The sequence below is a fragment of the Microbacterium sp. C23T genome (assembly GCF_053345975.1).
In genome coordinates, this window is sequence record NZ_JBKFBD010000040.1 from 17,436 (window position 1) to 43,838 (window position 26,403).

Here is a 26,403-nt window from a genome sequence, read left to right on the forward strand (position 1 = left end):
TGTGTGTCACACACTATCGTCAATGGCACTTTATAGTTCGCGCCAGAACTGGGATGCTGAGCCCATCGCGAGAGGAGGCCTCGACGTCCGAGAAGCCGAGCCGCTGGATCCGCCTGAAGTGGGCGATCTTCGGAAAGCCCGTGAGCCACGAGGAGTACCGGAACGCGCAGTCCTCCTCGTACCGCGATGCCCGCGTGGTCGGGCACTACGAGACACGCGACGCGCGATTCCACGCCGGCGGGTTCTGAGTCCGCGCAGGGGCAGACTGAGTACGTGACCATCGCCGCTCCGCTCCCCCCGCTCGCCGAGATCCTCGACACCGCGCACGTGGTGGCGCTGCCGCTCGCGACGCGGTTCCGCGGCATCGATGTGCGCGAGGCGCTCCTCTTCGAGGGCCCCGAGGGCTGGGCCGAGTTCTCGCCGTTCACCGAGTACGACGACGTCGAATCCTCGACGTGGCTGGCTGCTGCCATCGAGGATTCACGGATGCCCCGCCCCGCCGCCCGCCGGGAGCTCATCGGCGTCAACGCCACCGTGCCGGCGGTGGCCGCAGCATCCGTTCCCGACGTGCTCGCGCGGTTCGAGGGCTGCCGCACCGCGAAGGTGAAGGTGGCCGAGCCCGGTCAGGTGCTCGCGGACGACGTCGCGCGCGTGTGCGCGGTGCGCGAGACGATGGGGCCCGAGGGGCGCGTACGCATCGACGCGAACGGCGCCTGGAACGTCGACGAGGCCGAGCACGCCATCCACGCGCTCGCGGAGTTCGACCTCGAGTACGCCGAGCAGCCATGCGGGAGCGTCGAGGAGCTCGCGGAGCTTCGCCGACGCGTGAAGTACATGGGCATCCCGATCGCCGCCGACGAGAGCGTGCGCAAGGCCGCCGATCCGCTCGCGGTCGCGCGAGCCGGGGCCGCCGACCTCCTGGTGATCAAGGCGCAGCCGCTCGGCGGCCTCCGGCGAGCGCTCGAGATCGTCGAAGAGGCCGGCCTCCCCGCGGTCGTGTCGAGCGCCCTCGACACGTCGGTCGGGCTGTCGATGGGCGTCGCACTGGCTGCCGCCCTTCGCGAGCTCGAGTACGACTGCGGGCTCGGCACAGCGTCGCTGTTCACCGCGGATGTGGTCGACCCGCCGCTCGTGCCGCGGGGCGGCGTGCTCGCCGTGGGCCGCGTGAACCCCGACCCGGCGCCGCTCGCCGAGCACGCAGCATCCACCGACCGCCGCCAGTGGTGGCTCGACCGGCTGGCGCGCTGCTACGCGGTTCTCGAAGCTTCCTGACGGCCCGCGCGACCGGGCCGAAGGGCGCGCGTCAGAAGAGCGGGCGGCCCTCCTTCAGCCGGCGTCGCACGTCGCGGAGGCTGCGGCGCAGCGGCGCCTCGCGCACGGCGAGCGGCGCGAGCCGCATGAATCGCGCGAGCCGCCGGTCGAAGGCGTCGAACGCCCGCGCGTCGGCGTCCGTCCACGGCAGCTGCATGAGTGCGCGGAAGTCGGGACCGAGATAGCCCGCCACCAGCCGCTGCCGCAGGCGGAGCAGACGCGCCGGCACGCGACGCCCCAGGTACTCCAGGCGAACGATGCGCATCAGGTAGTCGCGCGTGGTCGGGTCGATCGAGAGGTCGGCGAGACTGTCGCGCCAGTACTCCCGGAACGCACCGCGCGAGGGCGGCCACGCCTCCGGCGGCAGCTGCAGCGTCGTGCCGAACACGCTGCCCTGGCGGTAGAACCGCTCGGCGAAGGCGCCCGCCAGCGGACCGTGCACACGCTCGTATGCCTGCTCCGCCCCGAGGTAGAGGCATGCCGCCACCCACTTCGTACGCCGGCGCAGCTCGGCCTTCGTCGCCGCCGCGGCGCCCTCGGCGCCATCGCCCGTCGTCATGAGCGCACTCTAGCGCAGAAGTGAACGCTGATTCACAGAACTGCGCAGGGCTCCCTGCGGCCCGTGGTCGCTCGACGAGGGGCGGGAAGCGGGTGCGGTCTACCGTGGCGCAGGACCCCAGGTCGCGTATTGGGCGTCGTCGCCGGGCGGGCTCAACGCCAGCATGCATCGACCCGCCGTGAGGGTCTCAGGCGACGCGTCGAACACCTGGAAGTACGTGGTCGTGACCCCGGGTTCGAGTGCGGCACTCTGCTCCTGACCCGGGAAGCCGGGGATCGCGACCTCGGCGGCGATCTGCGAGCCCTCCTGGTCCGACGCGATGTACAGGCCCGGCGGAAGCGGCATGTCGGACGCGGGTACGGCCATCGCCTGAGGATCGACCAGGGTGACCTCGATCGGGCATGCCACGTAGCCGCCAGTCACCGGTGCGGGCGCCGAAGCCTCCGCCGCGGCATCGGTCACATCGATCGGGGCGAGCACCTCCACGATGGCGGCATCCCGCAGCGTGGCCGCCGACTGGAGCGTCAGCGGCGTGCCGAACGGAAGGGGGTCGAGTACGGACGCCCCACGACCGGAGAAGTCGTGCGCGTGCAGGTTGTCGATCGGATCGCCCCAGAAGGCGTTCTGGCGGTCGCTGTTGAGCACCCACTCCAGACGCCACGAGTACACTCCGCCGGTCGGGTCATCCGCCGGGACGTCGAAGAAGTCGTAGAAACGCCCGTGGGGATCTCCGCTTTCGCGAAGTTGCACCCGCGTTGGGAACCCCTCGAGAGAGAGCTGTACGGGGTCGGACCGCGCCCGCGCACCTGCGGTCCATTGCCCCTCCGGCAGCACATGCACGCCGTTCTCATCGGTGAAACCCGCTTCGTCCAGCGCGTGAACGGCTACCGGCACCGCGATGTACGCGCCATTGATGGGTACGGGAAGTCCCGCGTCGCGAGCGCGCGCGGTGACGTCGATGGGCTGGCTCGCCATGACCTCGATCGCCGGCTCGTGCGTACCGATCGACGTGAGCCGCACCTCGGTTCCGTAGGCGAGCGGATGCTCGGTGGACGAGATGTGCTCTTCGCCCGACAGATATACGTCGTACGGCTGGGTGACGCTGTCGAGGCCGCGCAGCACCGAGGTGCCGTACAGAGTCAGCAGCAGCCCGCCTACACCGACGAACACGACGATGGTCGCCGGAATGCGCATGCGCGCGGCTGGGCGGAACCAGGCGACCACGACGAGCACAAAAGCGGCGGCGAACAGCCCACTCACGAACGCGATGCGTGCCGCCGGCTCCCAGATCGCGAGGAGGAAGTTCACGACCTGGCGTGATCCGAGCGGGAACAGCAGCGCCACTATGCCGATGAAGCCCAGCACTGACAACCCGAGCGACACGGCAGCGGGCGCATTCCAGCGCCGCGTCGGCGCGCCGACGTCGGCACGGTGTTCCGAGGTGGACACACCGTCTCCCCCCTGCACCGCGCCCCCGCGCGGCGTACGCACAGTGTCTCGTGTCGATCGCTCGCTGCCAAGAGGCGTCGGCGGTGAGGGAGGCTCGGATCAGAGGGGGTCGACGAGGGCGGTCGCCAGGAGGGCGGTGCGCTCGTTCACGAGTGCGTGCATCTCGGGGGCACTGAGGCCTGACATGATGGCATACGCCGACGTGTCTTCCCAGGTCTGCAGGATGACGCCGGCGAACTCCTGCGGAGGCACCCGCAGACGGAAGCGATACGCGAGCGCGAGCTCCTCGATGAACGAGCCGACGCGCTCGACCATGCCGGTCTGCCACGCGAGGTAGGTCTCGGCCAGCCGCTGGTCGCGCATCGCGCGGGTGCGGATCTCGCTCGTCAGCAGGATGCCCTGCTTCTTGTCGAACGCCACGTCGAGCAGCTGGCGCACGAGGGTCCCGGGCTCGAGGTCCTCGCCGCGCTCCTGCAGCTGGGCGACGCGCTCGGCGACCTCGTCGATCTTCTCGCCGGCGACACGCTCGGTGAGGGCGAGCATCAGCTCGTCCTTGGTCTCGAAGTTCGAGTAGAACGCACCGCGGGTGAATCCTGCGCGCTCGCAGATCGCTTCGACGGATGCTGCGTCCAGGCCGACTTCCGCGAAGACCAGGGCGGCGGCGTCCAGCAGCTTCTGCCGGGTCGCCTCGCGGCGACGAGAGGTGCCGGTCGCTTCGGCCACGGGGGTGTCGGTCATCGGTCCTCCATCTCGTCCAGTCTCACACGCACTACTCAGGTTGGGGCGGGCAACCCGCCCTACGATACACTCATGTATCCGATACAGCGCTGTATCGACGGTTCCCGAACTCTCCACCCGTAACCGGAGGCGCTGTTGTCGACTCTTCTGTATGCGCTCGGTCGCTGGACCTACCGTCACCCGTGGCGGGTGCTGGTCTCGTGGCTGATGCTGCTGGGCATCGCCCTCGGCTTCGCGATCCCGCACCTGGGCGGGACGGACAACTCCTTCTCGATCCCTGGCACCGAGGCCCAGGAGGGCATCCAGCTGCTCGATCGCAGCTTCCCGCAGGCGAGCGGGACGAGCGCGCAGCTCGTCATCGTGACGGCCGAGGGCGACCGGATCGATGAGGATCCGTACTCCGGCGCCATCGACGACACGGTCGCGCACCTCGAAGACCTCGACGGGGTCATCGCCGTGACCGACCCCTTCAACGAGATGGTGACGGGCATGGTGGCGGACGACGAGTCCGCCGCAATCATCCGCCTCCAGTTCGACGGCCAGTCGACCGACGTGTCCGACGAGACGAAGGAGGGCCTCGAACAGGTCGCCGACGATCTGCGCGAGACGCTTCCCGAGGGCTCGCAGGTCGCCATGGGCGGCGACCTCTTCTCGACCTCGGTGCCCGCGCTGTCCCTCATCGAGGCGGTCGGCGTGCTCATCGCGCTGTTCGTGCTCATCGTGACGTTCCGCTCGTTCGCGGTGGCGTGGTTCCCGCTCGTCTCCGCACTCATCGGCGTGGGCCTCGCGATCGCGCTCATCTTCGTGGCCACCGCGTTCGTCTCGGTGTCGTCGACGACCCCGATGCTCGCGATCATGCTGGGACTCGCCGTCGGCATCGACTACGCCCTCTTCATCGTCGCGCGACATCAGGACCAGGTCCGCGCCGGGGTCGAACCCGAGGAATCCGCCGCCCGCGCGACGGGCACGGCCGGTTCCGCGGTCGTCTTCGCCGGCATCACGGTGCTCATCGCCCTCATCGGCCTCGGCTTCGCCGGCATCCCCTTCCTCACGACGATGGGCATCGCCGCGGCTGTCGCCGTCGCCATCGCCGTCGTCGTCGCGATCACCCTCACGCCCGCGCTCCTCGGCTTCGCGAAGCACCGCGTCGCCGGCTGGGGCCACGGCAAGAAGCGGCGCGGGATGCCGCTGCCCGGCGCGCGCCGTTCCACCGACGCCGACGAATCGGCGGCCGGGGAGGATGCGGAAACCCCACACCCCCTGGACGGAGTTCGGCCGGAGGAGACCTCGAGGCGCGCGCGAGCGGCCACCGAGGCGGCGGAGACGCGCGAGCCGAAGCACGTCGCAACCACCGACGCGACCCACGCGACCCCGCAGACGACGCCGAAGAAGACCAATCGCTGGGTCATGCTCGTCACGAAGCACCCGATCGTCACCACCATCGCCGTCGTGCTCACCCTCGGCGTCATGGCGATCCCGGCGGCGAGCCTCGCGCTCGCCCTGCCGAACGCCGGCCAGCAGCCGGAGTCGAGCCAGGCACGTCAGGCGTACGACCTCACGGCCGAGCACTTCGGGCCCGGGTCGAACGGCCCGCTCATCATGACCGGCACGATCGTCACGTCGACGGATCCGCTCGGACTCATGGCCGACCTCAAGGCCGAGATCGAGAAGGTGCCGGGTGTGAAGGAGGTCGCACTCGCGACGCCGAACGAGACCGCCGACACCGGGCTCATCCAGATCGTGCCCGAGACCGCGCCCGACGACCCGGCGACCGCACAGCTCGTCCGGGACCTTCGTGCGCTCGCCCCGGAACTCGAGGACGAGTACGGCGTCGACCTCAAGGTGACGGGATTCACCGCCGTCGGCATCGACATCTCGGACCGCCTGGGCGCCGCCTTGCTGCCGTTCGGCGTGTTCGTCGTCGGCCTGTCACTCGTGCTCCTCATGATCGTGTTCCGCTCGATCTGGGTGCCGATCAAGGCTGCCCTCGGCTACCTGCTGTCGGTGATGGCCGCGTTCGGCGTGGTCGCCGCGGTCTTCGAGTGGGGCTGGGGCGCCGAGCTCCTGCACGTGGACCGTACGGGCCCGGTGATCAGCTTCATGCCGATCATCCTGATGGGCGTGCTGTTCGGCCTGGCCATGGACTACGAGGTCTTCCTCGTCAGCCGCATGCGCGAGGACTATGTGCACGCCCGCCGCGCTGCGGGCGGCCACGCGACGCGTGGAAGCCGCGACATCGCGGTCGGCGCCGTGCGCTCGGGCTTCACGGCCTCGGCGCGTGTGGTCACAGCCGCCGCGGTCATCATGTTCGCGGTGTTCGCGGCCTTCGTGCCCGAAGGCGACTCGTCGATCAAGCCGATCGCGCTGGGCCTCGCCGTCGGCATCGCCGTCGACGCGTTCCTCGTACGCATGACTCTCGTGCCCGCCGTCATGACCCTGCTCGGCGACAAGGCGTGGTGGATGCCGCGCTGGCTCGAGCGGGTCCTCCCCCACTTCGACATCGAGGGCGAAGCCGTCGAGCGCGAGCTTTCGCTCGCCGAGTGGCCGGAGCCCGACACGACGGCCGTGGTCGTCGGCGACGGCGTCGCCGTGCGCGCGGACGCGGGCGGCTCGGCCGGCGAGGTCGTGCTCTTCGAGGACGCAGCCTTCCGCGCGGAGCCCGGCGGCACGCTCATCGCGACCGGCGACCCCCGCGCGGCGCGGGCCTTCGCGCTCACGATCGCGGCGCGGCTCGCGCCGACAGACGGGCGACTGCGCGTCGCCGGCCACCTGCTCCCCGAGCGCGGGGCCTGGGTGCGTGCGCACGTCGGGCTCGCGCTCCTCGCCGATGCCGACGACCGCGTGCCGGCGCTGCGCCGCGCCCTCGCCGGAAAGGCGAGCCTCGTCGTGATCGAAGGCGTCGACGCGCTCGATCACGCGGAGCGCGACCAGGCCGCCGCGCTGCTGCGCGACGCCGCCGCGGCGCTCGCGGCCGGCGACGAGCGTCTGACGCTCGTCGTCACGGGCCGCACCGAGAGCGCGGCGCTCGCCCTCCTCGCGGACGCGCACCGCCCCGACGTGAGCTCGATCACGCTGCGCTCCGCCGCCGCTCAGACCACCCCCACCGCAGAGGTGAACGCATGACCCCGAACTGGATCACCACGGCCGTCGAGCGCGCGCGCTCGACCCGGCCCGTCACGTGGCTGACGCTGATCGGCGTGCTGCTGCTGCCCGTCGTCATCGGCGGCATCCTGGTGGCCGCGCTGTACAACCCGGTCGAGCGGCTCGACAACCTGACCGCCGCCGTCGTGAACGAGGACGAACCGGTCACCGTCGACGGGCAGCTTGTGCCCCTCGGCCGCCAGCTCACCGCCGGGCTCGTCGAGGGCTCGGACGACCTCGACAGCAACCTCACCTGGACGCTCTCGAACGCGGATGACGCCGCCGCCGGCCTCGCGGACGGCACCTACGCCGCCGTCATCACGATTCCCGAGAACTTCACGGCGGCCGCCCTGTCGACCCGGCCGGGCGAGACGCCCGAGCAGGCCACGATCGAGGTGACGACGCCGCCCGACAGCCTCATCGTCGACGACGCCATCACCGCGCAGGTCGCCTCGGCAGCCGCCTCGACCATGGGCGAGCAGCTGTCGACCGTGTACCTCGAGAACGTGTTCCTCGGTTTCACGACGCTGGGCGACCAGCTCGGCACCGCGGCCGACGGCGCGCAGCAGCTCGCCGACGGCGCGACCCAGGCCGCGGACGGGGCAGCGGAGCTGCCCGGCGGCATCTCGCAGCTCGCCGACGGCAACGAGCAGCTGGCGAGCGGGGCCTCGCAGCTCGCGAACGGCGCCGGCCAGATCGCGGGCGGCGCGACGTCGCTGCAGTCCGGTCTGACCACGATCGCCGGCAAGACGCGCGAAGCCTCTGCCGGCGCGCAGCAGATCGCCGACGGCGTGAACGCCGGCGCGGCGCAGCTCGAGCAGACGGGGCTCGTCCCCGACGGACTCACACAGGCCGCGAACGGCGCGTCCGCAGCGACCGGTGCGGCGGCGTCGGAAGCGAAGGCGAACTTCGAGGCTCTGCAGAAGCTCGCGGCATCGTGCGCGCAGCCCGGGGACTTCTGCACGCAGCTCGGAGCAGCGGTGGCGTCGGCAGCGAAGACCTCGGCGATCCTCAACGGAACTGATCCGAAGACCAATCCCGGTGCGGCGAGCCTGACGCAGCTCACGGAAGGCGGGCTCGCCCAGTTGAACACCGATGGCACAGCGAAACTCGCCGCCCAGTTCCGCGAAATCGGCACCGGCGTCGGCACGCTCGCGGGCGGTCTCACCCAGCTGGCCGGCGGCATCGATCAGTCGGCGGCGGGCGCGGGGCAGCTGGCGACCGGCGTGACCGGCATCGAGAGCGGCGCGGACGGACTCTCCGACGGCGCCTCCCAGCTCGCGTCCGGCGCGACCCAGGCCGCGGACGGCGCCACGAGCCTCGCCGACGGCGTGGCCCAGCTCGCCGACGGCACCGGCGAGCTCGCGACCGGGCTGGCCACAGCATCCGATTCCCTTCCGTCGTACACCGACGACGAGGCAACCGACCTCGCCACGGTGGTGGCGAACCCCGTGGCGGCGGAGGGCGTGGGCACGTCGCTGTTCGGCGCCTCCGCGATCCCGCTGCTGGCGACCCTCGCACTGTGGTTCGGCGGACTCGGCACGTTCGTCGCGCTGCAGGCGGTGTCGCGTCGTGCGCTCACGTCCCGCCAGCCCTCGGCGCTGCTCGCGCTGCGCTCGTTCGCCCCGGCGGCGGCGCTCGGCGCCGTGCAGGGCATGCTGGTGGCCGGCGTCGTGCAGCTCGCCGCGTCGTACGCGTGGGCGGACTGGTGGGTGTTCGCCCTGGTCGCCGTCGTCGCGGGCATCGCGTTCGCCGCGGTGAACCAGGCGCTCATCGCCGTGTTCGGCGGTGCCGGGCGGTGGATCGCCGCACTCATCGGCGTCTTCGCCGTCGCGACCGGCGTCGTCTCGACGGTGCCCGGCGTGCTCTCGAGCGTTGCCGCGCTGCTGCCGACCGGCCCCGCGTACAACGGCATGCTCGCCGCGCTCACGTCGGCGTCGGGCCTCGGCGCGGCGATCGCCGGCCTCGTGGTGTGGACACTGCTGGGCCTCGGCGCGACGATCCTCGCGGTCGCACGCCGGCGCAGCACCTCGGCGCGAGCGCTGCTCAAGGCGGCGCCCGCCACCGCCTGATCCGCTCGTCCTCGGAGCCCCGGCCTCGCGGCCGGGGCTCCGTCCCTTTGCGGACCTCGGCCGATCGGCGGGAGATCCTGGCCGATCGGCCGATTGCCCGCACGGCGGCGCCGCGTCAGGATCGGAGCCATGAACCTCCCCGACCCCTCCCCGCATCCGGCCGAGGCGCGCCGCGACGCCGCCCGGATCCCCCCGCGCTGGTTCATCCGCACCGCGTGGGTCGTGCATCGTGCGCTGTACCGGGTGACCGGCGGACGCGTGGGGCTGCGTCATCCGTCCCCCACCGTCTACGGGATGATGCGCCTGCACACGGTCGGCCGCCGCTCGGGCGAGCCGCGCGTCGCGATCCTCGGATACTTCGAGGACGGCCCCGACCTCGTCACCCTCGCGATGAACGGGTGGGGCGATCCGCCGCCGGCGTGGTGGCTGAACCTCCAGGCCCGGCCCGCGGCATCCGTCGACCTCCCCGACGGCACGCGCGAGGTGCTCGCCCACGAGGCGACAGGGCCCGAGCGCGAGCGGCTCTGGGCCGTGTGGCGCACCCTCGAAGGCGACGCCGACCTCGACGCGTACGCGGCACTGCGCAGCCGCGAGACCCCGGTCGTGGTGCTCGCCCCGGCGCTCTGAGCGTCATGTCCGGCGGGGTCGGGTCCCTCGGGGGAGAGTGAGACCCGACCCGCCGGCGCCGGCGACGGTCACCCGTCGTCGGTCTTGATCGTGACCAGCCCCTGCGCGTCCGCCAGATTGGCGCCGGGCGCCGGCTGCAGTGTCACGATGAATGCTTCGTCCGGTTCCTTCAGAGAGTCGCCCACGACCGTGAACGTGATGGTGGCGGTGGTGGCGCCGGCGGCGAACGCCACGACGCCGGAGGTGGCGCCGGTCACATCGACGCCCCACATCACACCGTTCGCGATGAGGGCGTCGACGCTCCACCCGATCGACAGCGCCGAGCCCGCCTGGTCGCGGGTGACCGTGAGCGTCACCGTCTTGGTGGTGCCTGCGGCGCCCTCGGTGACCGTCGCGTCCGAGATCCGCACGGCCTGCGCCGCGGGCGGCGATCCCGTGTACGCATCCTCGTCGGTGCGCAGGCGATAGTCGGCAGCGGATGCTGTGACCCCGGCGCCGAACGCAAACAGACCCTGTCTGCCGTCGGCGAGCGGCGAGTTGTACGAGTACGACGCGAGCACCTGGCCGCCGAGCGTGACCGTGACCACCGTCGCCTTGAGGACGATGTCGAGCACGTAGTCGGTGCCCGCGACGAGTGCGCGGGCGATCGTGAGATCGATGGTGCGGACCCCCTTCGCCACATGCCCGATGACCACGCGCTGGCCGGCGACGTCGATCCCGACGAACTTGTAGTCCTTGGCCGAGTACCAGTCGAAGAGGATGCCGGTGATCCCCGCAGCCCGGAGGGTGGCGGTGAGCTGCACGTAGCTGGTCGCATCGAACTGCGGCACGCTGCTGTAGCCCGTGCCGACGGGGACGCCGATGAGCGCCGTCGCGGTGCCCGCAGCATCCGTCGTCCCCTGCAGCCGCCCGCCCGCGGTCGCCCACGTCCCCGTGACGGCCTGCGTGGCCGACGGGCCGCCGCCCTCGAAGTACTCGGTGCGGTCGATCGTGATCTCGGGCGAGATCACCGTCAGGCTGATGTTGTCGAACAGCCCCTTCGCCTGGTTGGAGCCGAAGCCCGTCAGGCCGCGGTTGAGGGCGACCTGCTGCCCGCCGATCATGCGCGGCGCGAAGGTGTAGCTGAAGGCGTTCTTGCCGTCGGCGGTGACGGTGACGACCAGACCGTTGATCACGACGTTGAGGTTGTAGAAGGTGTTGGCCTTCACACCGCCGGGGACGCTCCCCTGCGCGCGCACCCACCAGCCGGTGGCCGTGCGCTCGCCGATCACCATCTTGTTGGTCGACTGGTCGATGCCGGCGAACTTGAAGTCGGTCGGGCCGAAGTAGTCGAAGATGATGTACGCGTTGGCCTTCCAGCCGCCGGTGGGCTTGTCCATCGAGATCCGCGCCGACACCTCGTAGTACACGGTCTGGTACGCGTCCGAGTACCAGACGGCCACCGCGTCCCCCTGCGAGCTCGCCGCCGTCACCGTCAGCACGCCCTGCGTGATCGTGAAGGTGCCGGAGTCGGTGAGGAACCCCTGCAGCGTGCCGTCGTTGAAGTCGGCACCGCGCACGCTGTCGCGCTTGCCGCCCGGGATGTTGCCGGCCTGCGGGTCGGTCGGTCCGCCCGTCTGCGTCTGCCAGTAGCCGTGGTCCTCCTGGCGGATGAGCCCCAGCTCGCCGAACGGCTCGCCGTTGCGGGCGGGATCGCTGCCCTCGTCGCTCCAGCGCGTCGGATCGGCGCCCTGGCTGCGGCTGAGCGCGTACAGGAACTCGGGCAGCGCCGGGTTGTTCTGACGGCTGACGGTGGCCATCCCGAACGGCGCGAACGGCACAAGGTAGCTGTTGAACTCGCCGACCCAGTCGATGAGGCGGTCGCCGGCGGTGTTGCCGATGAGGACGTCGAGTCCGGCGCCGCCGTAGGCGCGGTCCTGGAAGCTCGAGTTCACGCCGTCGGCGATGTCGTTCAGCCACGTGTCGCCGTACTGCTGGCACGTGCCGTTGTTCGCCATGACGAGGCATCCGCTGTGCAGATCGTCGTCCGCCTGGTGCAGGTCGTTGCCCCAGCCGCCCCACAGCGTGTCCTGGCCGGTGCCGCCGACGACCCAGTCGTTGCCGAGGTCGCCGAAGATCGCGTCGTCGCCGTCGGTGGCCTGGTCGTACTTCCACGCGAGGCAGTTGCCCTGGTTGTCGACCGACACGCACGTCTTCACGAGGATGTCGCCGACGAGGTCCTCGTTGTTGAGGAAGAACTGGTTCGGGAACAGCGCGCGGTCGGAGCTGCCCGTGCAGGTGTGGCCGCTCGGCGACCACGAGGTGCAGCCCCAGGTCTGGCCCGTCGCGCTGAACAGGATCGCACGGCGCGGGTCGTACTCGTCGTACAGGAGGAACTCTCCCAGGCGCATCTCGTTGTGGTTGTTGGCGTGCCACGGGTTGGTGTCGGCACCGAAGTGCAGCACGTCGCCGGGGTTCCACGGGTGGGCGAAGTCGATGTACTCGAGACCGACGAGGGTGCCCGCGAGATCGAAGTGCTGGGCATAGCCGCTGCCCGGCTGCTTCGGCCCGTTGACGCCGTTCGGAGCGAGGCGGTTGTCGTCGGGATCGGTGCCGATGGCCTCCGCGCCCGAGATGGCGTCGTCGCCGGCGCCGCCGTGGATCCAGTCGCTCCCCCAGCCGCCGAAGATGATGTCGTCCGAGTTGTTCGCGTCGTACAGCGGCGAGTTCGCCACGTGGTGCAGGCTCGCGTTCACGTCGGGACCGAGGTTGTAGATCGTGAGGTCGGCCGCCTTGTTCAGCTGGCCGCCGATGTTGATCGTCGCCGTCTGGCCCTGACCGGGCGTGTAGATGAACTCGTTGAGCACGTTGCCGTTGGAGTACTTCGTATCGGGGTCGGTCGCCAGGAGCGCCGTGATGCCGTAGAGCCGCTCGCTGTAGCAGGCGTTCACGGCGCCGGGCACGGTTGCGTTGCCGGAGCAGGCGGCGCCGCCCGTCAGGATGCCGGTCGAGGTGTTGCGGCTGGTGAAGATGCGGCCGTCGTCGCCGAGGATGCCGTCCTGGCCCGTGCCGCCCGAGATCCAGTCGTTGCCCCAGCCGCCGATGATGTCGTCGTCCTGCGCATCGCCGTAGACGACGTCGTGGTCGGCACCGGTGTAGACCGTGTCGTCGCCGGTCTCACCGTGGACTTCGTCACGGCCGCCGGTCTGCGCGCCGGCCGTCGGGTCGTAGGCGACGTTGCGCCACTGACCCGTGGCCGTGTCGAGCACCTTCGAGCAGATCGGCTGCGTCGGCGAGCCATTGGTGCAGTCGCTGCCCACGCCGAGGCCGAAGTTCTCGGGCTCGAAGTCTGGCCCGCCGAGGGTGTAGTCGAGGAGTGTCACGCCCCGCACGATGAGCTTCTGCGTGCCGTAGGTGTCGTACTGGAATGTCACGTAGTTCGGCCCGGTCGCCGGCGGGACGCCGACCCCGCCCGTGTTGCCCAGGCCGTTGACGTCGCCGTGGCTCGTGCCGACGATGCGGACGATGCGGCCGTTGTCTCCGATGATCGTGTCGGCATCGCGGGCGTGCATGTCGGCGGGCAGCGTGCCGTCGACCAGTGTGCCGCCGGTCGTCGGCGTGCTGACCATCGTGCCGCCGTTGGTCTGGTCGTTGATGCCGATGCGCGATCCCGCACCGCCGAAGATGACGTCGGCACCGCGGTCGTGACCCGGCAGGTAGTCGAGCGCCGGGTTCTGCAGGCCGTCGGGGCGCTTGTCGGCCGTGTCGAGGCTGAAGAAGTCGCTCGAGCCGCCGACGATGTCGTCCTGGCCGAGACCGCCGAAGACGACGTCGTTGCCGGCGTTGCCCTCGATGTAGTCCTCGCCGTCCGTCGCCGCCTCGAACGAGGGCACCACCACGAGCACGCCCGTGTAGTCGCAGAGGATCGCCACGCCCGCGCCGGGGTCGTTGTCGTAGCAGCCGAGGGGGGTGCGCGAGGCACCCACATGGGAGGCGGAGGTCGCCGCGTCGCCCACGCCGTTCACGACGGACGGGTGGTCGTCGATCCAGCGGCGGAAGGCGCTGTCGATGCCGCCGTCGCCCTCCAGGACGTCGTCGCCGAGCTGCCCGAACAGGACGTCGTGGGCCGCGCCGCCCGCGAGGTAGTCGTTCCCCCACGTCGCGGCCCACTTGTCACCCCGGTCCGACGCCACGTCGTGGAACAGGTTCGTCACGTCGTACTCCGCCCACCACGGCGCCCCGTCAGGATCGCGGTACGGACGCGGCGTGCCGTCGACGAGCAGCACGCCCGAGTTGTTCTCGGTCGGAGTGGGCGCACCGTTGCAGAGGTTCGAGGCGTCCGTGATGTCGCTGCGGCTGTAGAGCAGCGTGCCGCACAGCGACTGGAACCGCGGGCTCGTCCAGTTGCCCGGCGTGCGGTCGAACCACACGGCATCGCCGAACAGGATGTCGTCGGACTGGTCGCCGTCCATCATGTCGCTGCCGGCGCCGCCGACGAGCACGTCACGGCCGAGGCCGCCGAAGACGATGTCGTCCGCACCCTTGTCGAGGTTGACGCTGCGGATCCGCAGGATCGAGGCGAGCGCCGTCGTCTGGATCTTCTGCAGCCGCGGGTCGGGCTCGTTCGGGTCGGCCACGTTCTGGTCGATCGCGCCGTGGTCGCCGAAGACGATGTCGTCGTACGCCCACTCGGGCTGCCCGTTGGCGTTAACCGTGAACGACCCGAGGCCGAGGCCCGGCGCGCCGTCGCCGTAGATGAGGTCGTACCCGGCGACGAGCAGGTCGTCGACGACCCCGATGACACCACCCACGATCGGCGTGAGGGTCGTGCCGTTCGGGATGAAGCCCGCGCCGGTCACCGTCGGCCGTGGGCTGCGGTTGATCGTCGCGATGTCGAGCGCGCGCGTCAGCACGTCGACGTTGACGCCCGAATCGCCGTAGATGTGGTCGACGCCGCGGAGGCCGCGGATCTCGTCGTCGCCCGAACCGCCGGCGAGGTGGTCACCGGCCTGGCTGCCGATGATGAGGTCGTCGCCCAGGCCGCCGTAGGCCGTGAAGCCCACGGTCGGCAGGTTCGCCGGGAGGAGGTCGGCGAACAGGCCGGACGCGTCGATGATGTCGTTGCCGCTGTGGTCGAACGGGTTCGCGAGACCGAACACCCACTCGTCGTCCTCGTTCTCCCCGTCGGGGATGTGTGTGAACGGGTCGAACGGCTTGGGACCGAACTCCATGCCGAGGTTGTCGCCCGGTGTGCCGGAGTACCAGACGCCGTCCTGCGACGTGTCGCCGTAGACCACCAGCGGCGAGCCGGGTCCGGCCGTGTGCGTCGCGTCGCAGCGCACCGGATCGTCGACGAGGCCGTCCGGCTGCGCGGCGATCTTGAAGAGCAGGCTGTCGGCCGCGCGGTTGCAGACGGTGATCACGTCGCCGCCGATCATGACGCCGTTCGACGCGCGGAACTCGTCCCATGCGGTGAGGCTCAGGGTGACGGCATCCCAGATCGCCACGCCGGTCGCATTCAGGTGCATGCTGGGCGCCCACGCGACGTTCGCGAACTCCACGACGCTGTCGTTCGGGCCCGAGAACTTCGAGATGGTGAACGGACCCGCGAAGCCGCTGATGCGCACCTGCATGCCGACCTTGAAGCCCGCGGCCTTCCAGCTCGCGCCGTCGGTACGGGTCAGGCTCGACGTCCGCACCTGCACCGGCGTCGTGACCTCGATCTTCACCGGCTGCGCGACGCGCACGTCGGTGGCGAGGCCCACGCCGAGCGGAAGCGCGACCGGAACGGTGGGCGCGATGTTCGGGCCGCCCAGGATCATGATCGAGCCCTTGCCGCAGCCGGGGAAGGGGTCGGCGTACGGGCACTGCGCGAACGGCAGGTCGAGGAAGCCGAGGATCATGCGCGTGAAGTTCTCGCCCGCGAGCTGCACGTGCTGGAAGGCGTGCAGGTACGGGTCGCCGGCGTAGTAGCCGCTGCCGGGGAGCAGTCCGTTGAACGCCCAGTTGAGTCCGTCGAGCCGCGTGAGGACGAGTGCCGCGCCCGGGAACGCGGAGGCCTGAGCCGGCGTCGGAGCGGTACGCGTCATCTCGAACACGGTCTGGATCGGCGTGTTGCCTCCGCCGTGCACGGCCGTGAGGCCACCGTGCGGTCCGGGGACGAAGACGTTCTGCGAGGTGGGCGCCGCGATCGACGGGAGCACATCGCCGCGGTCGAGCGTCAGCGTCGTGGCCGTCACCCCCACGAGGCGCCACTGGCCCGCGATGTTCGCGATCCGCACCAGCTGGCCGACGACGAAGCCGTCCGCGATCCAGCTGCCGGTTGCACGGGTGACCGTGCCGCCTGCGGGGCCTCCGGCCACCGTCACCGGGACGGTGATCGTCACCGGGACGTCCTGCGCGACGACCGTCGGGGCATTGACGCCGGAGCCCGACGTGCCCGGCGTCGGAGCGCCGCCGCTCACGAGCTGCAGATACATGACGGTGTTGTCGGTGGTGTCGCTCGGGTCGGAGTCGGCGAAGCCGACGACCTTGAACACGCGCCCGGGCTGATTGCTGATCGTGACCGGCTGACCGATCAGGAAGCCCTGCGCCTTCCAGTCGAACGGCGACGGTCGTGTGAGCTGCAGCGCACCGGCCGGCGGCGCCGCGAAGCCCGGATACGTCTGGGCCGGCGCGAGGACGATCTGTCCCTTCAGCTTCACCGGGTCGTCGGGCTGGAGCGTGCCCTGGATGTCGAGGCGGTCGTTGCCGGAGCCCAGGAAGAGGTTGAGCACCTCGATCGAGCTGCGGCCGGCCGCCGTCTCATACTCGCCGTCGACGAACGACACCGAGCCGAAGCTGATGCCGCCGGGGAAGATCTGCGGCTCCCCGAACGTCTCGTTCTGCGATCCGCCGTACGCCGCCCCGAAGTCGAGGTCCTTCGCCATGCCGAGGCCCCGGAGGGTCGTCGAGGTCATGACGCCCCAGTTGTGCGCCACGCTGCCGTCGCCGTAGATGTTGAGGACGTCGATCTGCTTGGACTCGGGCGCCTGGGTCGCGATCGCGAACAGCGGACCGTCCTGCTCGCCCGGCAGCTTCAGCCCGAGCTCGAGCGAGCGGTCGGCGCCCGTCACGCCGCCTTCGACCGCGAGCGGGCCGCGCAGGCGCGTCAGCAGGTGCTGCGACGCCGGGAAGTTCTTGACGCCCTGGCGCACGATCGGCTGGTAGTACCCGAGGTCGGCTTCGAGCTCGACCTTCTGGTCGAGATACCAGTCGGCGGCGGTGAAGGTCGCCTGCGCGGCGATCCTCACGACGCTGAACGCCGAGCCCGACAGGGCCGAGAAGTCGTCGTACGAGTCGGGGCGGAACTCGAGCTGCTGGTCGTGCGCGAGGTTGGTGCCGCGGATGTTCTGGATCTTGGCACGGACGCAGTCGCCGTCGCCGTCGCACACGAGCACCCACTGGCCCTCGAGGAGTCCGTCGGCGAGCCAACCTCCGCCGGCGCGGGTGAGGCGGAAGTGCGTCAGCAAGTCGTCGCCGACCTCGGTGGCGAGCGACGCGGCGCCGTCCCAGATGCCGCGACGCGTGAGGACGTTGATCGAGGTGCCGTTCGCCGCGCCGCCGCAGCCGATCAGCGGCGTCGACACAGTGAAGGTCTTCCCGTCGACCGCGATGGACTGCACCGTGTAGACGCCGGTGCACGCCGCGAACCGCACGCGCTGGCCGATGGCGAGACCGTCGTCCCAGAAGCTGCCGGTGTCGCTGCCGTTCGCGCGGGTGATCGTCGAGCCGGCGAACGAGAGGTTGCCGAGGAACACCCGAGACGGGATGTCGCCGCCGATCTCGACATAGTCGTCCGGCGTCACCGCCACCCCGTTGATCGAGACCACGTCGACGAGTCCGTCGGGCGTGATCACGACGTGCACGTCGCCGGTCGGGGTGGTCGTGAGGCGGATGTAGTAGCCGTCGCGGAGCCCCGGGACCGAGCAGGCGGCGTCGCCGCACTTCACGACGACGGTGTCGGTGCCGGTCGGGATCGTCACCACCTGCGCCGTCTCGTCGTCGTAGACGAGCACGTCGGTGCGCTGCTGGCCCGAGCGGAGGTTCGGGAACTTGTATGCCGAGGTCGCGAACTCCTGCCCCCAGAAGATGATCGCCGTCGTCGGGTCCCCGGGCTCGGGGTTGCTCCGCGCCTGCAGCGTGAGGCGCACCGGGGCGTTCCAGTTCGTGCTGTCGAAGGTCAGCAGGTAGTAGGTGCCGAACGCCTCGCCGGTGACCTTCGTCCAGCGCGAGCCGAGCACGGGATCGAGGATCTGCAGGATGCGCTGGGAGTCGGCATCCATCGTGATCTTCACGGTGATGGTGAGCGCGCCGGGGTCCTTCGCGAGCTGGACCAGGATCTCGTCGGTGCGCTGAGTGGTGCTGCTGCCCTCGATCACGATGCCGCGGTCGTCGAGGACGCAGTCCTGCGTGTCCGCGGCGCACGCGATCTCGGTCGGCGTGTTCGGCGCGGTGGCGGGGTTCTCGGTCGACGGCTCGACATGCGTGACGTAGACGCCCGGGGTGTCGTTGTCGTACACGCGGACGTTCACCTGGCGCGCCGCCGCACCGTGGAACTCGGCATCCGCGACCTTGTCTGCGGCGATGACCGAGTGCTGCACCACCACGGTGCGGTCGCCCTCCGAGCGGAGGTCGTCGTAGGCGCGGATGTACACGCGCTGCGGGGAGTTCCAGTTCCCGGGTGTGAACGTCAGCACCACGGCGCGTCCGGCCTCGTCGACGACGACGCCGTTGCGCACGTAGTGGCGCTGGAAGTCGCCGATGCTGTTGCACTGGTCGCCGTACGGGAAGGTGTCGACGCAGAGCCAGATCGTGTCGGCGGCGCCGTCCGTGAGCCCGAAGCCCGTCGGGTTGTCGAAGGTGTCGCGAGCCTCTTCGTCGGGTGAGAGAGCGGCCGAGACCGTCACGAAGATGTTCGAGGTGGGGGCATGGCTGAGCTCGACGGTGTAGTAGTCGGTCTCCCTGATCGGCCCGGTCGTCGTGCCCTCGCGCACACTCGTCGAGGTGCCATGCTCCTTGATCACGACGACGCCGGTCTCGGGGGTCGCGAGGTTGTAGGGCACGCCGTCGACCACGATGCCGTCGTAGCGCGGGTCGTCCGAGAGCACGATGTGGTCGACCGCCCCCGAGATACCCTCGAGCTCACGGGTCACGATGTCGGCGGTGACGTCACCCGCGACCGAGATCTGGTCGGAGCCCAGGCCTCCGATGACGCGGTACGCGACCCCGTACGCGGTGGACAGGACGAAGAACTGGTCGTCGCCCTCGAGCCCGTCGATCTCGAGGATCTCGATCGTCGTGTACTTGACGTTGAGCCCGGCGCCGTAGATCGCCTTGTCGGTGATCACGAAGTCGTCGGCGAACTCGGTCCCGAGGACGACGAGCTTGTCGAAGCCGGTGCCGCCGTCGACGTTGACCGGCGCGTTGACGTTGTACTGGACCTCGTCCTCGCCGCCGCCGGCCCGGATGTCGAGCGGACGGTTGGTCGAGAAGCCGAGCCCGATCACCGGCACGGCGACGCCGTTGGCGTCCAGCGGGATCACGTCGTCCTGCCACATCGTGTTGTCGAGGTCGACGTTGCTGCCGGGCGCGTGGTGGTACGTGATGTGCGCGTCGGCGTTGTTGCAGACATCGTCGCCGTTGTTGTCGTAGCGGATGTAGCCGCCCGCGAGCACGCACTGCCCGTCGTCGGCGCCGTCCGCCGCGTCCTGCGGGAAGACGCCGCCCGCCGGCCGGTAGTCGACGTCGCTGAGGCCGCAGCCCGCGATGTTGTCGGCATCGGTGTCGCACACCGCGGCGATCGCGAAGGCCCGGACGATGAACAGGTCGTTGTCGTCGTCGCCGTTGAGCTGGATCTCGGCCTGGTTCGAGTAGACGATGAAGCGGTCGTTGCCGGTGCCGCCGGTGGCGAGCAGCGGGGCGTGCGCACCGGGGCTCAGCCAGCCGCGGGTCGTCGGGACGAGAGCCGGGAAGGTGTCGGCCGGCAGGAGCGCGCCGCCCTCGGGCGCGGCCTCGCCGTCTCGCTGCGTGCCGAAGATCTGGCCGATCTGGAACGCGTCGTTTCCGGCGCCGCCGTCGAGCGTCATCGTGGCCTGGGTGTCGTCGACGTAGAACGCGTCGTTGCCGCCGAGGCCGAAGACGGTGATGCGGCCGTTGAGCGCGCGATCGTAGTTGATGCGCTGCACGAGCGCGCTGGGCTCGTTGCCCGGCGTGCGGTCGCGGTACAGGCCGATGCCGCCGTCGGCGTTGCCGTTGCCGGCGAGCAGGGCGATGAAGGCCGGGTGATCGGCGGTCTCGGTCGGCGTCGCACACGTCGCCGGTACACCCGCGGTCAGCGCGAACGGCGACTCGTTGTCGATGCAGGTCAGTGCCCGCAGCAGCCAGATGTCGTCGGTCGCGCCGTTCGCCCCGTTGTAGGCCGCGGCCCCGTTGTCGTAGCCATAGACGTGGAGTTCGTCCGCACCCTGGTTCGCAAGACCCGTGTCGAGGACGTTGATGACGTAGTTGCGGATGTTGCCGTGGCTGCCGTTCGTGTAGATCGCGTAGTGGTCGGTCTCGCCCTGGCCGTCGAGGGTGAGCGTGTGCCCTGCTCCCGTGCCGGACTGCAGGCCCGTCGGGCTCGTCACGACGTCCATCGACTGCAGGTACCAGACCGTGAACTCGTCCTCGCCGTCGGCCGTGGTCGACGTGAGGGTGGCATTGCCGTGCACGATGGTCTTCGCACCGAAGAAGATGTAGCCGGCGTCGCCCCACTGCTCTTTGTTCAGAGCCGCGTTGCTGGTCTGTGCGAGGTCGAGACCCGACCGGTCGCCGAGCTGGAAGACATCGACGTCGCTGCCGCCCCACACGTTCGTCTGGCGTCCGGCGACGGGGTTGGCGGTCGACGGCGTGCAGGTGCCCACCGGATAGCCGTAGGTGCCGCCCGCCCCGACGACGCAGTCGGCGATGATCCGACCGCGAAGGATCATCGTGGTGCCGTGCTCGGGGTCGGGAACCGCGAGGGTGCCGCCGGTGTCGGCGTTGCCGAAGTCGCCGCGGATGTCGATGGCGCGGTCGGCGAGGATCTGCGTGAACGGGTGGAGTGTGACGTCGTCGCCGACCCGCAGCTCGACACCGCCCGCCTCGGCGAAGATCGTGCCGTTGGGGACCACGCGCGGGTGGTCGGGGTTGTTGCCCGGCACCGTGCTGTCGTCCTCGGCGAAGTTCGCGGTGCCGTTGCGGATGAGGAACAGGTCCTCGTCCAGCTGTGCGCTCTCACGGACGGTGATGCGGATGTCGCCGCCGGTCGCGTGGGCGAAGAGGAGGCGGAGGTAGGCGTCGGTCTCGGTGAGCCAGATTCCGGCGGATGCCTCGAGCGCGACGTCGTCGGCGATCGCGACGAGTCCGGCATCCGAGGTGCCGTTCGCGTTGTCGGCGCAGTTCTCGTTGTCGCACGCGAACGGCGAGCCGACGAGCGAGTCGATCTCGAGGTCGTTCGCGGCGACGCCGATCGAGCCGCCGTGCGCGTCGATGTCGATCGTCTGGCCGATCACGTCGGCGGCGGCGTCGTCGAGGGTGTCGAGGATGCTGCCGCTCCGCGTCCGCAGCGACACGTTGCCGGTGGCGAGCGAGTCGTCACCCGCGGTGTGCACGATGCCGATCTGCAGGTGGCCGGCGACCTGGTCGATGTAGATGCCCTGCGTCTTGTCGTCGTCGGCCGCCGTGTCGAACGCGTCGAGGTGCCCGGTCGGGCCGCCCACCGCGTCGACCTGGATCTCGAGGAAGTTGCCGGCCAGACCGATGCCGCCCGAGCCCGACACGCTGCCCGGCTGGCCGAGGCCGTTGTCGCCGGCGACGAGGGTGATGTTGCGGCCGGTGACGTCGACACCGGTCGGCGTGCCTGCCGCGCAGTCGAGGTCGTAGGCGTCGACGCAGGTGCGGTCGTCGTCGGTGTCGATGATGCCGGCGTCGAGCTCGGCATCCAGGATCCGCGCCGGCGAGCGGAGCGTGACGTCGGCCGCGATCGTGGCCGTGGTGCACGCCTTGGGCGTCGCGCCCGAGCACAGGCCGGTGGAGTGGATGTGGCCGACGCGCAGGTCGCCCTTCGCGGTCTGCTCGACGACGGTGATGTTTCCGTTGGTCAGCACGTCGATCTTGCCTGAGCCGTCGGTGACGCCGTGCACCGCGCCGGTCTCGTCGTCGGTCCACGTCGCGTCCCCGTCGGTGTAGGCGAGGATGGTGACCTCGGTCGCCGGCGAGGGGTGGAAGATCGCGATGCTGTGTCCGGCGCGGATGTCGCTGAAGGTGACGTTCGTGCGGATCGGGTCGAGATCCGAGCCGAGGCCCACGAGCACGACGGTGCCGCCGACGATCACGGGTGCGTCCACCCCGCCGGCGCACGACGGTCCGTCAGGGCGGAAGTAGCAGGTGGTCTGCACGCTCTCGATCGGGCTGCCGGAGCCGTAGGGGGCGGGCTTGTCGTTCGGGTCGTAGATGTCGACGCGGATGTCGGCGACAGCGAGCGGATCGATGCCCTCGGCCGAGTCGCGGAGGATGACGACGGCGTCGTGGCCCGCCTTGATGGGGCCGAGGACCGGGGCGATCGGGGCGGTGCTCGCGGTGAGCGACGAGCGCCGGAGCGTCGTGACGTCGAGGTAGAGGTCCTGCCCGGCCTCGGCGTCGAGGAAGACGGGCTTGAGGACGGCCGGGACGGCGATCTCTCCGGTGTGGAAGATCTGGACCAGGACGAGGGCGATCGGGTTCGGGATCGTGCCGATCGAGCCCTGCTCGGCGTCGAGGGTGACGCGGTTGCTCGTGATGACTTCGTCCCCGGCGTCGGTGCCGCGGAGGATCGAGCCGCGGTGGTTCGTGATCCGGGTCGACCCGAGGTTGTTGCGGATGTCTCCGTCGTAGGTGATGTCGAAGCCGGTCGTCTTCGTGGCGCGCAGGCTCTCGATGACGACGTCGGTCGCGGGGAAGATGTGCTGGAGGTGCCAGAACCACTGCGTCGCCGGGGGCGCGTGCGGACCGTTGTCGACCGACACGCTGATGATGGCGGACGGCACGACGTCCAGGTCGGCGTTGAGCACGTCGATCGAGACGCTGTCGGGGTCGGCCGTGCCCTTGATGAAGATGGCTTTGTCGGAGCTGTTGCGGATGAGCACCGAGTTCCAGGTCTGCTGCATGTAGAACATGCCGGCCGTGCCGTGGATGAGTCCGCTGCAGTCGCCGTCGCAGCTGCCGCCGGCGTCGTTGGCCTCGAACAGGGCGGCCGGCTTCTCGTCGTACAGGATCGGGTCGATCCAGATCGTGCCGCCCGAGATCGTGTCGCCGATGCCGAGGGGCGCCCCGAACTGCGTCGAGCGCACGACGACGTTGCCCGACTTGGCGATGATCCTGCCGGACGCGTCGACGATGAGCACGGGGTTGGGCTCCCCCAGAAGGAACACGGTCGACTCCCACAGGATGTCGCGCCGGGGCTGGTAGTTCACGTCCGCGTCCGAGCCGCCGACGTCGAACAGTCCGCCGGAGCGGTGCGCGTAGGCATACAGCCGGTCGAAGTTCGTCAGCGACGAGACGACGAGCTCGCTCGTGCGGACGATCGACTCGTCCTCGCCGCGGATGAGCGAGTCGCCGAGGAAGGTCACGTGCGCGCGGGCATCCGTGTCGCCGCCGCCGCAGCCGCAGTTGGAGTTGGCGATCGCCTGCAGGTCGAGGTTCTTGTGCACGGCGCGCAGCCGGACCTCCTCGCCCTCCGACACCGACCCGTTCGCGATGGTCGTGGTGACGCTGTCGTTGACGTGGACGTAGGCGCCGGCATCCGAGTCGGCCCCCAAGGCGTACGCGTCGGAGTCCGACCGTGCGAACCCGCGCGCCAGCTCGTTGTGCTCGACCCGTGCGCCGGTGTCGCCGGCGAAGTCGACGGTCCAGCGCACGCCGCTGCCCGCCGAGTACTGCACCAGCGCACCCCGGACGCTCGCGGTGCCGGTGAGGGTGGTGGCGACGGATGCCGCGTGCTCGCGGCCGACGCCGACGCCCTGCTGGTCGTCGTCATTGGCATCGGAGTTCGTTCCGAGACCGCCCGACCCGGAGGAGGCCCGCGCGTTGCCGAGGAAGGCCGCCGCCGCGTCGAGGAGGATCGTGCGGTTCGCGAAGAGGTCGCCGGCGACCTCGACGTCGATGTCGTAGCCGATCTCGAGGTCGACGTCGGTGTCGGCGCCGGCGATGAGGCCGCCCGTGCGGTTGACCGCCTCGCCGTTGGCTCGGCTCTCGCCGAAGGCCGTGATCTGGATGTCGCCGCTCGCGAAGATCGAGGCGCCGTCGGCCACCTTCGTCTGCACCGTGTTGACGAGGTCCGCGATGGCGTTCGAGGCGCCGAATCCGAGGAAGCCGCCGCCCTTGCCCACGGAGCTCACGGCGACCTGCGCGTACGAGCGGCCGTCGACGAGGACGCCCTTCCCGCGAAGCGTGCCGCCCTGCACCTCGACCGACACGGTGGGCTTGACCGTCGCCTCCGAGTACACGTCGCTGAAGCGGAACAGGCCGCCGCCCACGCCGGTCGACGTGGCGCTCACGATGCCGTTCTCCGACGGGCCGACCTGACTGCCCGGGCCGCCGACGCCGATCAGCACGTGCGGTGCGGCCGGGGGCAGTCCGCCCGCGTTGAGGTCGATGTAGAGCCGTTGGGTGCCCGTCGCACCGCTGGTGACCGCGATGCCCTGGTCGATCAGGAAATGGGTGCCGAGCTTGTCGACGAGACCGCCGACGACGTTCCCCGCGGCATCCCGCAGCCGGATGTGCGTGCCGTCGACGACGTCGATGAAGTACATGTTGCCTTCGACGAGGCCGATCGACTCGTACCCGACGCGACGCAGCGAGTGGTTGGCGAGGATCGACGGGAAGTAGTTCGGGTCGCTGATGTTCAGCACCGTCGACAGCGAGATGACTTGGATCACGTCGGCGCACGAGTTGCCGACCCCGCCGTCGCCGGGCGTCGTGTTGTAGGTGCCGATGCCGGCACGGCAAGGGTTCAGCGCGAGGCGCAGCATGTGCGGCCCCGCGGCCGAGACCCCGAAGAGGCCATCCGGGTCGCCGAGGAACACGTAGTAGGTCTGGCCGTCGTTGAGCCCCGTGATCGCGGGCCCGTTCGTGACCGAGTACTTCACGGCGTCACCGGTCGACCAGCCGTGGCTCGGCGCGTAGATGGTGTTCCACGAGCCGTCGCGCACGATCTGGCCGTTCCCGTCGGTGACCAGCTGTCCCGAGCCGTTCGTGTCGATGTCGATGAGCGTGTTCTTGAAGTCGACCGTCGCCGGTGCCGCGTAGACGACCGCGCGCCCGTCGAGGCCCGCCGAGTTCGCCACCGCGATCTCGGTGGGACTGGTCACGGTCGTGAAGCTCACGACGACGTTGCCGTCGTCGTCGAGCTGGCTCGTCGACAGACGGATGCGGTTGTCGTCGATGGCGAAGATCCAGTAGGAGAGGCCGCAGACGAGACCTGCCGCGGGCAGCGTGCCCATCGCGCCCGAGCCGTTGCAGTCGTAGACCACCTTGTCGCCGGTGCGGAAGTTGTGACCCTGCGGGAAGAAGATGCTGCCCGTCGCCACCTCGACGCTCACGTCCGCGCCGGTGTCGGGGTCGTTGAAGTCGAGCTCCTCCCCCAGCCGGATCGTCGTGTCGTCGACCTTGATCACGCCGTAGGTGCGGCCGTCGCCGAGTCCGCCGATGGCGTTCGGGTTCGGGAGCGTCCCGTTGTCGATCTGCGGGATGCCGGTGGCCGGGGCCGAGTAGCTGACGTTGGCGCCCGTCTGCACCCCGTGCGGGAGCGCGAAGCAGATGGTGTCGGCGCCGTTGCAGTTGATCGCGAGGATCGTGCCGTCGGAGACCGTGCCGGGTGCGACCCCGTGCAGACCCGTCAGCGACAGCAGTCCGCCGGCCTGGACGAACCCGCCCGTGACGAGCGCGTAGACCTTCGGCTCGGACGTGGACTCGGCGGTGAACCCGGCCTGGATGTCGATGAGGCCGCCGGAGGTCGCGTCGGCGTAGGAGTCGGCGTCGGCCAGCGACTGTGCGAGGACCGTCACGTCACCGGAGGCCGTGACCTCGCCGCCGCCGATCGTGGCGCGCACCTCGGACTTCGTGGTCGCGTCGGCGGAGGAGGCCGAGACCGCGAGGAGCCCGATGCTCAGGCTGTCGACACTGGCCGTGGTCGAGTCCTGCCCGATGGCCTTGACCTCGATGGAACCGGCGCCGGCGATCCCCACGGTTCCCACGGCCGGATCGATCGCGGTTGTCCCGACATCGCCGATCAGCTGCGCCTTCGTGACGGCGAAGCTCGACGCGTTCGGGAACATCACCCCGATGCTCACGGCACCGATGCCCTTGCCGCCGGCGATCGCAGCCGCGTCGTTGTCGGCGTGGGCGTCGAGGAGGAGCTTGCCGCTGAGGCCCGAGATCTCGGCCGGATCGCCGACGATCGCCGACGTGACGGTCGCGGCGGCGATCGTC

Annotated in this window: 9 protein-coding genes; 5 read left to right on the forward strand and 4 right to left on the reverse strand. The window is 70.3% G+C overall.

Annotated features, from left to right (window positions below; translation table 11 throughout):
• The first annotated feature begins 53 nt into the window (after positions 1-53).
• Positions 54-248 (forward strand): hypothetical protein, encoded by a 195-nt coding sequence (locus tag ACLBXX_RS18620; RefSeq protein ID WP_447659247.1) that lies wholly within the window; start codon positions 54-56, stop codon positions 246-248.
• Positions 249-273: 25 nt separating this feature from the next.
• Complete coding sequence (locus ACLBXX_RS18625) at positions 274-1,272, forward strand: o-succinylbenzoate synthase (protein ID WP_447659248.1); 999 nt, start codon at positions 274-276, stop codon at positions 1,270-1,272.
• Positions 1,273-1,303: 31 nt separating this feature from the next.
• Here the strand turns inward: ACLBXX_RS18625 and ACLBXX_RS18630 are convergent, their stop codons facing one another.
• The 3 genes from ACLBXX_RS18630 to ACLBXX_RS18640 form a co-directional block, all read right to left on the reverse strand.
• A complete protein-coding gene (locus ACLBXX_RS18630) occupies positions 1,304-1,870 on the reverse strand; it encodes an oxygenase MpaB family protein (RefSeq protein WP_447659249.1) in 567 nt (188 codons plus the stop codon).
• Positions 1,871-1,969: 99 nt separating this feature from the next.
• Positions 1,970-3,319, reverse strand: coding sequence for a hypothetical protein (locus ACLBXX_RS18635; protein WP_447659250.1), 1,350 nt, complete (start codon positions 3,317-3,319; stop codon positions 1,970-1,972).
• Between the two features lie 99 nt (positions 3,320-3,418).
• Entirely contained in the window at positions 3,419-4,057 is a 639-nt protein-coding gene (locus tag ACLBXX_RS18640) for a TetR/AcrR family transcriptional regulator (protein ID WP_447659251.1), read from the reverse strand.
• 135 nt (positions 4,058-4,192) lie between these two features.
• Here ACLBXX_RS18640 and ACLBXX_RS18645 point away from each other — a divergent pair, with 135 nt between their 5' ends.
• From ACLBXX_RS18645 to ACLBXX_RS18655, 3 genes are all read left to right on the forward strand, one after another.
• Entirely contained in the window at positions 4,193-7,180 is a 2,988-nt protein-coding gene (locus tag ACLBXX_RS18645) for an MMPL family transporter (RefSeq protein WP_447659252.1), read from the forward strand.
• Complete coding sequence (locus ACLBXX_RS18650) at positions 7,177-9,270, forward strand: YhgE/Pip family protein (protein ID WP_447659253.1); 2,094 nt, start codon at positions 7,177-7,179, stop codon at positions 9,268-9,270. The genes ACLBXX_RS18645 and ACLBXX_RS18650 overlap by 4 nt, the downstream gene beginning before the upstream one ends.
• A gap of 129 nt (positions 9,271-9,399) precedes the next feature.
• Positions 9,400-9,897, forward strand: coding sequence for a nitroreductase/quinone reductase family protein (locus tag ACLBXX_RS18655; protein WP_447659254.1), 498 nt, complete (start codon positions 9,400-9,402; stop codon positions 9,895-9,897).
• 68 nt (positions 9,898-9,965) lie between these two features.
• Here ACLBXX_RS18655 and ACLBXX_RS18660 read toward each other — a convergent pair whose 3' ends face one another.
• Complete coding sequence (locus tag ACLBXX_RS18660; protein WP_447659255.1) at positions 9,966-26,264, reverse strand: hypothetical protein; 16,299 nt, start codon at positions 26,262-26,264, stop codon at positions 9,966-9,968.
• Positions 26,265-26,403 lie beyond the last annotated feature (139 nt).